The following is an 11,945-nucleotide window of genomic DNA, read 5'->3' as shown; positions in this document are numbered from 1 at the left end:
GTGATTGTGACAAGTAGGCTTCAGGCCCAAAACCAACAGGTTTTTCCGCATACCCGACATTTTCTCTGTGATACTTAACCAAATCCTTTGATGCATCGGCCCGGAATACACAACTCGAACCATCAACCGGCCACAACTCGTAAATAAACCGCTGGTCGCCAAGCCCGATTTTGCAAATCGTCCATCCTGTCACACTATGCTTTGCGCACCAGTCATCAATTACTTTCCAGTCATCAGCCATTGAGTCCACCACTATAAAACAGGGTTTTTCGGAACAATGTCGATATGGGGCAAGCGGCGATAACCGTCCTCTTCGACTTCCAGCGGCGTTTTCTCCAAAGCCCAAGCCTGGCCACATTTCGGGCATTGGAAGTGATGAATGGGCAATGGGCCGCTGATCGGCGTATGGGTGAAAGCATCGAAGCTGTCTACATGCCCGCACTGGCACTGAATGCACCACTCGTTCAACGGGCTGCTCATGGCAACCTCGAAAACAACATGGCGTTCATCTTCTGGCATCGAGCCACAGCCTCGGCATGGCGCATGCCGGCCCCGATGACCTGCTTCGTCGCCGGCATGTAGACGGTATACCCTGGTGCGCCGGCAACCTTGAACCGCTTAACGACCCAGCATTGCCCGGATCGCTTCAAGCGTAAAATCTGGAACATACGGTGAATTCGGTGAAAGAAGATCATGGCGCAAACCCCTATAAACACAAGGTAATAGTATGCCATTGCTCGCCATATGTCAACGTTTACAAAACAAGAGATGTACGTTTATTTTAGTGCGGAATATAGGGCAGTCTTACTAATTTTGAGTCGGGCGGCGGCCTCTCTAACGTTCAGCCCGCCCGCGATGAATTCACGCGCCCGCTGCAACTTCTCGGCGGTGACGACAGGCTTCCGGCCGCCCTTGCGGCCGCGAGCGGCGGCGGCGACTAGCCCGGCCTTGGTTCTCTCGCGGATCAGATCGCGCTCGAACTGGCCAAGCGCGCCAAACACATGAAAAACCAACCGCCCGCCGGGTGTAGTCGTGTCGATGCTTTCGGTTAGCGAGCGGAATCCAACCCCCTGGGCGTCCAGTGCGCCGATTGTCTCGATCAGGTGGGGTAGCGAGCGCCCGAGTCGATCAAGCCGCCAGACAGCCAGCACATCGCCATCACGTAGATAAGCCAGCGCGGCCGTCAGGCCCGGCCGCTCGGCTTTCGCCCCGGATGCGGTATCCTCAAAAATCCGTTTACACCCCGCTTTGCGAAGTGCATCAGTCTGCAAGGCGGTGTCTTGCTCCCCCGTCGAGACTCGCGCATAGCCAATGAGCGCCATCTTCACCTCGTTTGTCCGTCATGCCGTCCGTCTATCATATTGTCCGAAAACCCATTCCGCAAGGCATTGCCGGACAAGCGGGCGCACTGTCCGGCAAATGATCGTTTGACGGACAAGGCGGCGGCCTGGTTGCCTGCCGGTAAACGACATATAATTGGATAGTACGATCCAACAAGGTGACAACATGGAACCAACAGGGCAAGCATACGGCGAACTCGAACAAGCCTATAAGCATTTCAACCGCGAACTATTCGCCGGGGAATTGCCATCGGTGATGATTACGCTGCAACGCAAGAAAGGGGCGCGGGGCTATTGCAGTCGCCTACGGTTCGCACAACACACCTCGCCGGATACTCGCGTCACCGAAATCGCCATGAACCCGTCGTACTTTGGTATCCGCACGATCAAAGAAACCCTGTCCACGCTCGCGCATGAAATGGCCCATGTCTGGCAGTACCATTTCGGCAAGCCTGGCCGGCGCGGCTACCACAACAAAGAGTGGGGCGAGAAGATGGAAAGCATCGGCCTGATGCCTTCCGCCACCGGCCAACCTGGCGGCGCAAAGACAGGCGAACACATGACCCACTACATCATCGAGGGCGGCCCGTTCGATCAGGCATGCCATACCCTGCTGACAACCGGATTCACGTTGTCCTGGTATGACCGGTACGCACCGCCGGAATACGTGGCCCAGCTCCGGGCGGCCAGCCAAGCGAGCGCGCCAACCGGGACGGATGGCGGCGACGCCACCGCCCCGGCCGGGGGCCAGATCGCCGGCCCGGACGGGGCCATTGTCGAGGGAACAGAGGAACCGGCGAAGACCTACAAGACCAAATACACCTGCCCGAAATGCAAGGCGAACGCCTGGGGAAAGCCGGCGCTCAAGCTGATTTGCGGCGAGTGCCAAATAGCCTTTGTCACCAGATAAAAAAATCCCGGCGCTTGGCCGGGAAACAACGGTGTGGCAAACCGTTTCACGGTTGCCGGCATGACCGGCAACCATCAACAGGCTTCACATAAAACGCTGCAAGAATAGCTTTAAGGCCGGTGAGAAGGTGAGGAACAGCAAACCGACCATAAGGCCAAGCAAGAACAACAGAATTTCCCTGATCTTCACTTAGCGTCTTTCACAAGATCAGCATCCGCTTTCGCGTGCGCTTCGGCCTTCGCCTGCGCATCCATTTTGGCCAGCGCATCGGCATTGGATTTTCGATAAGCAGACTTGGATAAATCTTCAGTCTTACCAACCCGCGTTTCAGCCCCAAAGGCATGAGCAATCGAAAAGCCGACCAAAGCCACAAACAGAATTTGCTTCATACTTACCCTCACAAAAAGGCTAAATCTATAACGAAAATGCAGCGTTGCAGCTAGGCTGCTACGGCTTGGTGAGAAAGTGATTACGGATTTCCACCAGCCCCGGCGACAATTCTTGCTCTGCAAAATTGTGATATTCATCGGGGTTGAAAAACTTGCCAAACGCTCCTGGTAGTGCCGCCTTACGCAGTCGAGCTGCAAACTCTCGGAGTTCAGTAACCTGATCGAATGCGTCAACCAGATTGAGGAGATTGACGTTCTCCTTGTCGGCCGCGACGGTAAGCATTACCTCTTTAGCTTTAGCTTTGACGCTCTCGGCAATCTCTTCGCCTGCCAGTAGCACCAGAAAGTCGATAGTGAAATCCGGCTCGTTCTTCAATTCCGGGTACGGATTCAAGCGGACTGTCTCTGCCGTTTTGTCAAGATTACTCATGGATTTATCCTTTTGTGGGTGACACCCAATAATCGGAGCTACACGAATGCGCCGGTAAATTATTTTCCGTGGTCACTGGTTGGCTTGGTAATAGCGCTGACGGGCGGCAAAAAAGGCTCGATACGATGCCGCATCTACCCCGCACTCTTTGAGGGCAGAAAGCTCCTGATTGAACTCGGTCACGAACCCCTCACGTTGAGCCTTCTTGCGCATCCTCGGTTCATTCCACCGCTCAAAAAAGCGATTTACTGTCGATGCAACAGTCACTCCGCTGAGGAACCTTGAGATTTGTCCCATGCTAATTTTCCAGTATTTTCAGTGATTGGCCTACTCTTCAATCCAGTCCCGCCCGACCAACTGAGGGGGAAAGGTTATGCCGTCCCCAAACTTCCATTCAAAGACAATGGCGTCATTGTCTTCGAGAATGACTACTCTGTTAGTCGTTCCTAAGCGAGCGCCAACACTGGTGCTGAACCATCTGGCCTTTTCCATTGCCTCCGAGACAGACGCCCGTTCCAAAACACGCTCGCCACTTCCATCGACAAAGAACTGGATCACCGAAAAATTGTCAGCCGCTACGGCCGCAACATCCTGGGATTGATGATCCTGGTTCACAGCGCGCCACCTTTCAGTACAACAGTAAAGGCCACGGCAGAACTCAACATCACCCCGGCCAGCTTCAACGAGTAAAGCATGGCCCGCCACACTCCCGGCTTTTGATCCGCGTCCGGGCGGCCACCAGCAATCACATGCGCCAAGGCGAAACCGGTCAACAGCGCCAGACTCAAAATAACGATGACTTTCAATTTTACCTCCATCACCCCGGCGACAAGCGCCGGGGTTTCGCATGCGAAAGTTACTCGGTCACAACGGCCAGAACTTCAATATTTTCGGCAAGCATGACTTCTTCGCTGTCCTTGAACTCAACACGCACCATGCCGAACTCGCACGACGGGTCGAGCACCAAATAGCCTTCCTTGCCAAACGCCCTAACCAGAATCCGCGGCTTCGGCTGCGCGGTGCGGGTGGGCATCGGCTCGGGCTGCGGCATCGGCTCGGCGGGGGCCGGCGAAACCGGTTCTGCATTAGTTGCCGGTTCGCTGGGGGCCGGGCTGGCCGGCTGCGGCTCCTTAACAGGCTTCGGCGCGGACTGCGGGGCCGGCGGCGTAGTTGGCACTACCTGGGGCGTCGGCTCGGCCGCTGGCAACACAACAGCGCCGCCAGCTTCCTCGCGGTCTTTCTGGTGTTGCTGGCCAACCTTGGCAACCTGGATTTTAGCCTTGAGCGCTTTTACTGCTGCGCGGCCGACATGCTCCGGCGATGCGGCGGCTTTGCAGAACGCCTCTACTTCATCCGGGTTTTCCTTGGCCAGCGTTACCAGCAGATACAGCGTTTCAGCGTCGGTAACGTCCCATTTTTCATGTACTGCGGCGATGTACTCCGGCCAGTCGATAAGCGCCGCATGCTTGCTAATAAAAGACAGCGGCTTGCTCATTTTCTTGGCGATGTACGTCATGGTTTCGCCGTGCTTTACCATGCGCTTCTGAATGAAGTTCACCAGCTCGATCAGCTTGAAATCATCCTTGTGGATGTTCTCGGCCGCCTGCACATACGGGTCTTGCTTATCGCGCAACACGCAAGGAATGGTCGTCTTCCCGGCCAGTTGCGACGCCCGCCAGCGGCGTTCACCAAAGACGATGGTATACATCCCGGTTTCGTCAGGGCCATGCACGCCGATAGGCTGAATCACTCCGTTTTCACGAATGTTGTCTGCCAACTCTTGCAACGCGACCGGGTTAAAGATCGTGCGTGGCTGGTCTTCGTCACGCTGGATTTTGTCCAGCGGGATTTCTTTCGGGCGACCGTCCGTTTCAATCGGATCACTGCTTGCCAGCATATCGCCCAAGTTAGCGAACGAATCCAAGGCTCCAAGTTCTACGCCGCTCATTACTGCACCCCCATTTTCTTATCCAGCAACTCGAAAGCTGCGCGCAATTCCTGGCCAGCAATGCGGGCCGTCGTCTTCTGCCACTTCCATACCGGCACACCGTTTTGCAACGCCTCGGGAATGGATTGCCGGTCGGAAACGCTTACCGACAAAACCAAGCTCGGGTAGAGCGTTTGCAGCCGCCGCAAGGTGTCTTGCTGGTTAGGCGAATTGCCTTTCACGATGGATGGCAACATGCCAAGAAACGCCAGTTTCGGGTTTGTCTTCTGCTTGACGTTCTTGATGACGGTCAGCATGTCAGCGATACCATCGACGGCGTACTGGTTCAGTTGAAGAGGGGACAGCACATAGTCGGCGCTGCTCAATGCCGCTTCCATCAGGCCCGTCACCATCGGGGACGTGTCGATAATGCAGCGGTCAAAGTGCGGCGACAGTTTTTCGATATTGGCCTTGAATGCCGCCACGCTCGCCGCCCGCTTGTCGAGGATGTTGGCCAACTCCTGCTTGTCGGCCCGCAACACCGTCAGGGGGCGAATATCGAAATCTGCCTCCGGGTTGAACATCTGACTCGCAGTACCGGCCGGCTCCCCGTATGCCCGGATCAGGTCGGAACTGCTATTACCCTGGGGATCAAGGTCGATGAACAGCACCCGCCGCCCTTGCTCTTGATCGTACATAACCCAATGGGTACTCGTGGTGGATTTTGCCACTCCACCTTTTTGATTTGCCACAACCGATGTTTTCATTGCCATTTTGGAAACCTCTTCTAATTGAGAGTATTCTTCCCGGCGACCTGCGCCGCGAGATTTTGCAGCTCGTCGGTCAGCCGTTGAATCTTGCCAAGCTGTTTGTCCACCTTGAGTTGCGATGTCATGTGCTGGATTTCTTCCAGCCGCTTTTCTATGTCGCTACCTCCTTCACGGCACGCAGCCGCCAGTTCCCGAACCATCTGCGCGGCCTTTGCCGGTAGCCGCTCGTTCACTTCCTCGAAGCCCTGGCTTCGATCCCACAACATCACGATCACGCGATGCAGGTATTGCCGCGAAATATCCAGCTCGATAGCCAGCGAGGCGGTAGAAACCCCGTCAACCATCACAGATCGAGCCGCCGCAATATGTTCTTCTGCCACTCTCTTGTCGCCCAGCCCAGCCACCGTTTCATCGAATTGCTGGCTGGTCATGCAGCCTTCGTAACGGCTCGGGCGACCCATGCGGGATTGAGTTTTTTTCATATCTGTTCTGGCCGTAACCGGCCCTCCTGGTAAATATTGAAGGGGTTTGCCTTTGCCAGAATCAACCGTTGCAGTGTTATTATACATACAATTTTCACTTTGTAAACTGAAATTTTAACCATTACCCCGCAAGCCCCAGCCATCGGTTTTTGCCCTTGCTGCGGCGTAAAGATCACGTTGAACGGCGTGCCAAAATCGAGGATCACGCCAGCCCGGCACAGAGAACCCAGCCTTGAGCATCGCGCCGGCAACCCTCTTGGCCGGCTGGCCATTTACCAACCGCAAGGCTGCAATCAGATCGCCCCGCATCAAAGCCGCATTCAACCTGGCGGCCAATCCATCCCCTGCGGGTGCGTCCTCAAGCTCGGGCATTGAAAAAAGATCATCCATTGCAACTCCTGGGTGACGTTGCTTTATGATTAATTGTACGTTTACATTATTACTTTGTCAACGTATATATTTGTAAAGCTTTCGCATGCGAAAGCCCGCACGCGGCGGGCCTTCCTGGTTATCGCCTGTCAGCAGGCAATGCATTGGGGTAATGCTTGACGATGATCTTGTTCAGCTTGTCCACCAGATCGGGCCGCTTGAACGTGACATGCCCGCTACCCTTCATGTACCAGCGCAAATGCATGTACTCGTTTTCAGCCTCGCGCTCATATCGCGTTGAGGCTTCACTGATTAAGAAATACACGCCGTTGCGTGTGGTCAGGCTCCGGCTTGCCATCCATGATGGCAAACACCCGGATCAAGTCGTCTAGCTCATTCGTAGCCTGGCTATTGGGGTGACGATAGCCGTACTGGAACAACTGATTCAGGATGATGCGCTTGCCGAACTTGAACGGGGAGTTGGTCTTGTAGTTCCACGATAGCCGCCGGAAACAATTGACAACCCCACGTTCAAACATTTCGCCGCGCTGGGCATACAGCATGCCAAAGCTATTGCAAATATTTTCGAGCGTGAGTTCAGGCACATCCCCTTCATTCAACTGTCTTGACCATTCTTCACGCGCTTTCGAGTCCATGAAAGTGCGCAACCCCGATTCATCCAGAAGATAGCCCCAAGCCTTCATGTCGATGATCTTCGTTATTCTGGCCAGCGCCTCGGCCCGGCGGGAGTAATCACCAGTCAGGGCGTCGGAACCACGCAAGGAATAGTTCTGCTCAAGAATGATACGCGGGAAGCCAATATTGGCTGCCTTGGCCAAATCCTCGGCCTCGGCCAGCAGCGCAACAGCTTGATGGATACGATCAAGTACACCCTGGCGCTGGTTCACCAAGTTTTCAATGCTGACACTCTTCACCAATTCCATGACTCACCCCGCCAGCCGTTGAGAAACCGACTCTTTGAGGCGCTGCACCAGCGCTTTACCCTCATTGAGCTGACTATCTACAAAGGCCACATCCTCGGCCGCGTAGTCACCATTGATTTCTTGCTTCATGCCCCAGCCTTCATTCGCCAGATCAAGCAAAAAATGAATCAAGTCCACTTGGTCGGCAGTCATTTCGATCTGCATAATGCACCCCGTTGAAACGTTGTCTAAGTGTTTTTATTATACGTTTACTAAACAACAATGTCAACGTTTACTTACGCCGTGACAAAGAAAGTGACATTAGTGACAAGTAAGTGAAATTGCAGTGACACGATTAATGAAAACAACGGGCCACCAAACAAAATATTTTTTAGCCCGTTGTATTCCAGACACACTATTCAGAGATTTCACCATTCCACAAGGCCGCCGCAGTCTCAACAGCGAAGTACCTGGTGATAGAACTAAAACCCTCTTCAACCTTCACGATCGGGCCGCGCGCCCCACAGCGGCCACAGATCGCAGCGAAGGCCAGATAGCGGCCGGGATGGGGTTGATGTTGCTCGCGGATGTAAAGCCCATCGTATCGAGCAGAAACCCCTATTTCATCGAATCCGCAGAATGGACAGTTATTGAGGTGATCCATAGATGCTCCAAGTAGTTGAGTTTTCAACGTACTTGAAGACCAAAAGAGAGTGCAACATGCTGAAAAACATGATTTTTTCACTATCTATGGCAAAAACACCGTATTTTTTCAGTTTCCGTGTCACAGCATTGCTGTTTTTCACGGATATTGCCCTCGATACCTGGCACAACAGCGACCGCCGCCCCGACCCTCCTTCCTGTAGACCAATCCGACCTATGCGACGCCACCAGCGCATCACAGCAGACGCGCACACGCGCCCGGTTGAGCGGGCGGGGTGGATGGCGAAGCCAGACGCGCCGGGCGCGATTTATCCGGGTGCCGGTTGTGGACGGCCTCCGGCCGGCCAGAACCGTGCATCTGCTACGGTAGACACGCTCACGACCACGACCGCAAGCGCTGCGCGCTGCGCGCAGCGGCCGCCACGCGGCGGCGTAGGCGTCAGATGACTTGTGGTGTAGGCATGGGGATGATCGGCCCGTCACGGGCCTGAAAGCCGGCTAGAAATAGTAAAAGCCCCGATTGATCGGGGCTTTTACGGTACAAGATGGTGATAGCGTCAACCTCGGAAATATCCCACATTTTTGTGGATAAGGTCGTTGATAAGGCTGCATTCCCCTCGCCGTTTCATGGTTTTGCATGATGCTCAAAAAACAGGCATCAGTGCAAATGCTTGACCGCAAAGTACAGCCCATAAGCAGCCAAGGCCAGACAAGCAATTGAGGCCGCCCCGGATGCCGCGTGCTTGAAGTCTTGCCGGCTCGGCCATGCCGAAAAGCATAGCTGCACGGCAATCAGCTTCAGAACCAGCCCGCCAGAAAAAAACGGTAGGGCGAAAGCCCTGCCGACCAGCAGGCCGGCGATGGGAAACAGAACCAACGGCGCGATGCCGATGGGTATCTTGTTCCACCATCGCAGATTGCCAAATGCGACATATCCATACCGCCAACCGCCATCAGGCATGCGCCTTGGCCACAACGACATGGCAACCGGGCGGGCCATGCACAAGAAACCCACGAGAAAATGGGCAAACTCATGGGCAAACGTGCCGGGCCAGATCGCGGCCGCATAGAGCCTCGGCCAGCGCGGCCGGCTGGCGGCAAACAAGACAACCAGCCCGGCGACACTACCGGCATGCATCCATGTGGTGATAGCCATCCAGTTGATCGGAGCCATTGCTACACCATCGGCCGCGTGCCGTTGCATTTCGGGTATTGCTGGCATCCATAGAACATGCGCCCACTCTCACGCGAAAAGCGTTTTGTCATCGGGCCTTTGCAAGCCGGGCAGGAGAGGTCTTCGCCGGCAAGCTCGCCTCGCTGAATGTCCCCAATCAGGGCCATCAACGCTTGTCCATCTACCAGCTCAATCGACTTTCCCTTGGCGAACTCGATGGCGTCTTTCGAGAACTTGCCGGCACAAATAACCTTCACGCTGTCTGCCTGGTGGTGCTGCATCAGCCCGAACATTTCGCGCACGACGGGCGCACCCACGTTGCCAGAGTTCCACTTTTTGCACTGGACAAGAATCGTCTTGCCGTCCTTTTTCAGTAACAGGTCGATTCCACCATCAGCGCCGCCTTGCCCCGTTTCTGTGACACGGTAGCCAAGCCGCTGATAGGCGTTGCCGACAAGCTGCTCAAATGCTTGCCACGACAGCGCCTTGATGGTTTCAAGGCTACGCTGGCCGTCAAGCAAGGAATTCCGCTTGCCTTGTCGCCAAAGCGATAGCCCGCCGGTCATCAGGAATATCAGCGCCAAAATACCCCATAGCTTAGACAGGGCAGGGGAGTGCAAGGCGTCATCAAACGCACCGGCCGCGCCGCCTTCGCGCCAGCCTGGAAGGTGGACGAACCGAAGCACAATCCAACCGAAGAACATTGACCCGGCGGACAAGACGATTGAAATCCACCACGGCAAACCGACCAGCAAGGTCAACCAGCCTTTCCGATTACTGCGCTTTCGCATGCGAAACCTCTCACAACGTTTTCAATTGATCTAGATGCTTGGTGGCCAGCTCTTTCGGTTCAAACCCCCGGCCGTTACGCTCAACAAACTTTTTCGACTGCGCGATAGCTTTGTTGCCGTCGTACAAGGTGAAATCGGTCACAACGCTTTCATGCCAAGTGCAGAATGCGGCCGAAATAGGGCATACCGTTACCTCTTCTTCGCAAGACAGCTCTTTTTCTTGCGACGTGGCCAGCGCGGAAACAAGACCGACAACCAGACCAACGCCGGCCATTTGCGTAGTATTCAACGTACCGGGAATGGTCGCGGCTCGCATCCCAGCTTCCCGACCGGTTTCATTGGCCAGCGCCTTGCCGGCGGTGTTGTCGATCTTCACGCCGCAAGCGGCATAGTGAAATTTCGTTCGATCAGGCTCTTTGCCGTCGAGGGCTTCGGAAAGGCTGAATCGCTGACGCGGCAACCCCTGCTGCTGATACAGCACGTTGTAAAACGACTTGGCTTCCAGCCGCAAAGCTGCGCCTGGCTGACCGCCAAACTCTTTGGCCAATACCCCCTGAACAGCCGGGTCATCCGCCTGCACCTGGACGGCTTGCCCCTTCAAGGCAGCCCAATCAATTTCCGGCAACGTTTCAGCACCAGCGCCGCCGGCAAGCGCGGCAAAGCAGATCAACGCCATCACTCTTTTCATGATTCGCCCCTTTGGTCACGCATACGCTTTTCAGCAATCAACAACATGGACAACAAGCGTTCGTTTGCCATGTTGACCATCATCAACATTTCGGCCGGCGTCAGGCCGTAAGCCGAACGAATGGCATCAACTGCAATGCCCAGCTCGTCGGCGGCCTGCTGCAACCGCTGATCTGGTTTATTCATTATCACCACCTTTGGACTGCAACCCTTTCACCTGGCCGCGTAGCTCGGCCGCCTGTTCCTTAGCTTCCATCAGTGCGGCCGCCTGCTGCCGCAATTCGCCTCGAACGCTAGACAACTCTTCCTGCAATCGTTCCGCCCTCCCTCGATCCGCCGCCGCCTGACGGTTTGCATCTTCAATCCGGTGCATTAGCTCTTGATTGCGCGCCTCCGCAACCTGCGCTCGTTCGCCCATTACGATGGCTTGCTGTTCAGCCTCTCCGGCACGCGCCGCGTTCGCATGGCAATCCGCCTCAACAATATCCAGCTTCGATTGCAAGCTATCGGCCAGTGCCAGCGCCTCGCGCAATTCATCTTCCAACCGGACGATTTCCTGCCGGTACTGCTCGCGTTCTGCATCAAACCGGGCGTCAGCCTCTTTAACGGCCAGCGCCCATTCTTCGCGCTGGTTCCGTTCACGCATGGCAACAAGCGATTGAGGGATAGGGGCTTGAACATCGGCAACCTTGGCCTCGGCATTTGCGCGCTCACGTTTCCACTTGGCCAGAACCGGGGCGATGGTGCCATGAGAACCGCCGACCCCCGTCTTTGAAAGCAACGCGGCCCTTACGGTTTCAGTGGTCACTTTTGAGCCGGCCGCCGCAAGTTCTTCCGCAGTCTCGATGACCAATTCCGGTGTGATGGTAGCGGGTGCCGGCATGGGGAATCTCCAATCAGGTAAGGTTATGTAATGTAGTGTATTACATTACAGATAAAATTACAAAATAAATTACAGCACATAACACAAAAAAACCACATGCACAACAACGATCTTTCGCATGCGAAACCCTGCCCGGGGCTGGTGGTCGGTGGCCGGGGCTGGTGGTCGGTGGCCGGGGCTGGTGGTCGGTGGCCGGGGCTGGTGGTC

General features: G+C 55.4%; 22 protein-coding genes. 1 reads left to right on the top strand and 21 read right to left on the bottom strand.

Annotation, left to right across the window (positions count from 1 at the left end; translation table 11 throughout):
* From ACODR9_RS24030 to ACODR9_RS24020, 3 genes are all read right to left on the bottom strand, one after another.
* On the bottom strand, positions 1-241 hold a 241-nt coding region (locus ACODR9_RS24030), incomplete at its 3' end, for a hypothetical protein (RefSeq protein WP_488813157.1).
* 11 nt (positions 242-252) lie between these two features.
* Positions 253-519, bottom strand: coding sequence for a hypothetical protein (locus tag ACODR9_RS24025; protein WP_488813155.1), 267 nt, complete (start codon positions 517-519; stop codon positions 253-255).
* Between the two features lie 257 nt (positions 520-776).
* Positions 777-1,322 (bottom strand): recombinase family protein, encoded by a 546-nt coding sequence (locus tag ACODR9_RS24020; RefSeq protein WP_488813153.1) that lies wholly within the window; start codon positions 1,320-1,322, stop codon positions 777-779.
* 184 nt (positions 1,323-1,506) lie between these two features.
* Between ACODR9_RS24020 and ACODR9_RS24015 the strand changes: the two genes are divergently transcribed.
* Complete coding sequence (locus tag ACODR9_RS24015; RefSeq protein ID WP_488813151.1) at positions 1,507-2,250, top strand: SprT-like domain-containing protein; 744 nt, start codon at positions 1,507-1,509, stop codon at positions 2,248-2,250.
* Positions 2,251-2,435: 185 nt separating this feature from the next.
* Here the strand turns inward: ACODR9_RS24015 and ACODR9_RS24010 are convergent, their stop codons facing one another.
* From ACODR9_RS24010 to ACODR9_RS23925, 18 genes are all read right to left on the bottom strand, one after another.
* A complete protein-coding gene (locus ACODR9_RS24010) occupies positions 2,436-2,639 on the bottom strand; it encodes a hypothetical protein (protein WP_488813149.1) in 204 nt (67 codons plus the stop codon).
* Between the two features lie 58 nt (positions 2,640-2,697).
* The gene (locus ACODR9_RS24005) at positions 2,698-3,069 is read right to left on the bottom strand and encodes a hypothetical protein (RefSeq protein WP_488813147.1); all 372 of its coding nucleotides are present in this window, start codon (positions 3,067-3,069) and stop codon (positions 2,698-2,700) included.
* Positions 3,070-3,141: 72 nt separating this feature from the next.
* Entirely contained in the window at positions 3,142-3,366 is a 225-nt protein-coding gene (locus ACODR9_RS24000) for a hypothetical protein (protein ID WP_488813145.1), read from the bottom strand.
* A 30-nt stretch (positions 3,367-3,396) separates the two neighbouring features.
* Positions 3,397-3,684, bottom strand: a complete 288-nt coding sequence (locus tag ACODR9_RS23995) for a hypothetical protein (protein WP_488813143.1) — start codon at positions 3,682-3,684, stop codon at positions 3,397-3,399.
* On the bottom strand, positions 3,681-3,875 hold the full coding sequence (locus ACODR9_RS23990; protein ID WP_488813141.1) for a hypothetical protein: 195 nt from the start codon (positions 3,873-3,875) through the stop codon (positions 3,681-3,683). Before ACODR9_RS23990 ends, ACODR9_RS23995 begins: the two co-directional genes overlap by 4 nt.
* 50 nt (positions 3,876-3,925) lie before the next feature.
* Complete coding sequence (locus ACODR9_RS23985) at positions 3,926-5,017, bottom strand: ParB/RepB/Spo0J family partition protein (protein ID WP_488813139.1); 1,092 nt, start codon at positions 5,015-5,017, stop codon at positions 3,926-3,928.
* Positions 5,017-5,769, bottom strand: a complete 753-nt coding sequence (locus ACODR9_RS23980) for a ParA family protein (protein WP_488813137.1) — start codon at positions 5,767-5,769, stop codon at positions 5,017-5,019. The genes ACODR9_RS23985 and ACODR9_RS23980 overlap by 1 nt, the downstream gene beginning before the upstream one ends.
* A gap of 14 nt (positions 5,770-5,783) precedes the next feature.
* Positions 5,784-6,248 (bottom strand): TrfB-related DNA-binding protein, encoded by a 465-nt coding sequence (locus ACODR9_RS23975; RefSeq protein ID WP_488813135.1) that lies wholly within the window; start codon positions 6,246-6,248, stop codon positions 5,784-5,786.
* 114 nt (positions 6,249-6,362) lie between these two features.
* Complete coding sequence (locus ACODR9_RS23970) at positions 6,363-6,638, bottom strand: hypothetical protein (RefSeq protein WP_488813133.1); 276 nt, start codon at positions 6,636-6,638, stop codon at positions 6,363-6,365.
* Positions 6,639-6,756: 118 nt separating this feature from the next.
* Positions 6,757-6,975, bottom strand: coding sequence for a DUF4942 domain-containing protein (locus ACODR9_RS23965; RefSeq protein ID WP_488813131.1), 219 nt, complete (start codon positions 6,973-6,975; stop codon positions 6,757-6,759).
* Positions 6,923-7,561 carry a DUF4942 domain-containing protein gene (locus ACODR9_RS23960; protein WP_488813129.1) on the bottom strand — a complete coding sequence of 213 codons (639 nt, stop codon included), beginning with the start codon at positions 7,559-7,561 and terminating at the stop codon, positions 6,923-6,925. The genes ACODR9_RS23965 and ACODR9_RS23960 overlap by 53 nt, the downstream gene beginning before the upstream one ends.
* A gap of 3 nt (positions 7,562-7,564) precedes the next feature.
* Positions 7,565-7,753 carry a hypothetical protein gene (locus tag ACODR9_RS23955; RefSeq protein ID WP_488813128.1) on the bottom strand — a complete coding sequence of 63 codons (189 nt, stop codon included), beginning with the start codon at positions 7,751-7,753 and terminating at the stop codon, positions 7,565-7,567.
* A gap of 202 nt (positions 7,754-7,955) precedes the next feature.
* On the bottom strand, positions 7,956-8,204 hold the full coding sequence (locus ACODR9_RS23950; protein ID WP_488813126.1) for a hypothetical protein: 249 nt from the start codon (positions 8,202-8,204) through the stop codon (positions 7,956-7,958).
* Between the two features lie 657 nt (positions 8,205-8,861).
* Positions 8,862-9,377, bottom strand: coding sequence for a hypothetical protein (locus ACODR9_RS23945; protein ID WP_488813124.1), 516 nt, complete (start codon positions 9,375-9,377; stop codon positions 8,862-8,864).
* A 2-nt stretch (positions 9,378-9,379) separates the two neighbouring features.
* Positions 9,380-10,168 carry a restriction endonuclease gene (locus ACODR9_RS23940; protein ID WP_488813122.1) on the bottom strand — a complete coding sequence of 263 codons (789 nt, stop codon included), beginning with the start codon at positions 10,166-10,168 and terminating at the stop codon, positions 9,380-9,382.
* Between the two features lie 10 nt (positions 10,169-10,178).
* On the bottom strand, positions 10,179-10,856 hold the full coding sequence (locus ACODR9_RS23935; RefSeq protein ID WP_488813120.1) for a hypothetical protein: 678 nt from the start codon (positions 10,854-10,856) through the stop codon (positions 10,179-10,181).
* Entirely contained in the window at positions 10,853-11,041 is a 189-nt protein-coding gene (locus ACODR9_RS23930) for a hypothetical protein (RefSeq protein ID WP_488813118.1), read from the bottom strand. The genes ACODR9_RS23935 and ACODR9_RS23930 overlap by 4 nt, the downstream gene beginning before the upstream one ends.
* Positions 11,034-11,738, bottom strand: coding sequence for a DNA-binding protein (locus ACODR9_RS23925; protein WP_488813116.1), 705 nt, complete (start codon positions 11,736-11,738; stop codon positions 11,034-11,036). The genes ACODR9_RS23930 and ACODR9_RS23925 overlap by 8 nt, the downstream gene beginning before the upstream one ends.
* Positions 11,739-11,945 lie beyond the last annotated feature (207 nt).

The organism is Aquitalea sp. FG25, from assembly GCF_057809375.1.
This window is presented reverse-complemented; position numbering and strand designations above follow the sequence as displayed.

Bases quoted from the DNA above. Each gene is read 5' to 3' on its own strand.
- ACODR9_RS23930 (WP_488813118.1), bottom strand. From the start codon at position 11,041: ATGAATAAACCAGATCAGCGGTTGCAGCAGGCCGCCGACGAGCTGGGC.
- ACODR9_RS24025 (WP_488813155.1), bottom strand. From the start codon at position 519: ATGCCAGAAGATGAACGCCATGTTGTTTTCGAGGTTGCCATGAGCAGC.
- ACODR9_RS24000 (WP_488813145.1), bottom strand. From the start codon at position 3,366: ATGGGACAAATCTCAAGGTTCCTCAGCGGAGTGACTGTTGCATCGACA.
- ACODR9_RS23925 (WP_488813116.1), bottom strand. From the start codon at position 11,738: ATGCCGGCACCCGCTACCATCACACCGGAATTGGTCATCGAGACTGCG.
- ACODR9_RS23945 (WP_488813124.1), bottom strand. From the start codon at position 9,377: ATGGCTCCGATCAACTGGATGGCTATCACCACATGGATGCATGCCGGT.
- ACODR9_RS23960 (WP_488813129.1), bottom strand. From the start codon at position 7,561: ATGGAATTGGTGAAGAGTGTCAGCATTGAAAACTTGGTGAACCAGCGC.
- ACODR9_RS23940 (WP_488813122.1), bottom strand. From the start codon at position 10,168: ATGCGAAAGCGCAGTAATCGGAAAGGCTGGTTGACCTTGCTGGTCGGT.
- ACODR9_RS23970 (WP_488813133.1), bottom strand. From the start codon at position 6,638: ATGGATGATCTTTTTTCAATGCCCGAGCTTGAGGACGCACCCGCAGGG.
- ACODR9_RS23935 (WP_488813120.1), bottom strand. From the start codon at position 10,856: ATGAAAAGAGTGATGGCGTTGATCTGCTTTGCCGCGCTTGCCGGCGGC.
- ACODR9_RS24005 (WP_488813147.1), bottom strand. From the start codon at position 3,069: ATGAGTAATCTTGACAAAACGGCAGAGACAGTCCGCTTGAATCCGTAC.
- ACODR9_RS23985 (WP_488813139.1), bottom strand. From the start codon at position 5,017: ATGAGCGGCGTAGAACTTGGAGCCTTGGATTCGTTCGCTAACTTGGGC.
- ACODR9_RS23975 (WP_488813135.1), bottom strand. From the start codon at position 6,248: ATGAAAAAAACTCAATCCCGCATGGGTCGCCCGAGCCGTTACGAAGGC.
- ACODR9_RS24020 (WP_488813153.1), bottom strand. From the start codon at position 1,322: ATGGCGCTCATTGGCTATGCGCGAGTCTCGACGGGGGAGCAAGACACC.
- ACODR9_RS23955 (WP_488813128.1), bottom strand. From the start codon at position 7,753: ATGACTGCCGACCAAGTGGACTTGATTCATTTTTTGCTTGATCTGGCG.
- ACODR9_RS24015 (WP_488813151.1), top strand. From the start codon at position 1,507: ATGGAACCAACAGGGCAAGCATACGGCGAACTCGAACAAGCCTATAAG.
- ACODR9_RS23950 (WP_488813126.1), bottom strand. From the start codon at position 8,204: ATGGATCACCTCAATAACTGTCCATTCTGCGGATTCGATGAAATAGGG.
- ACODR9_RS23965 (WP_488813131.1), bottom strand. From the start codon at position 6,975: ATGGCAAGCCGGAGCCTGACCACACGCAACGGCGTGTATTTCTTAATC.
- ACODR9_RS23980 (WP_488813137.1), bottom strand. From the start codon at position 5,769: ATGGCAATGAAAACATCGGTTGTGGCAAATCAAAAAGGTGGAGTGGCA.
- ACODR9_RS24010 (WP_488813149.1), bottom strand. From the start codon at position 2,639: ATGAAGCAAATTCTGTTTGTGGCTTTGGTCGGCTTTTCGATTGCTCAT.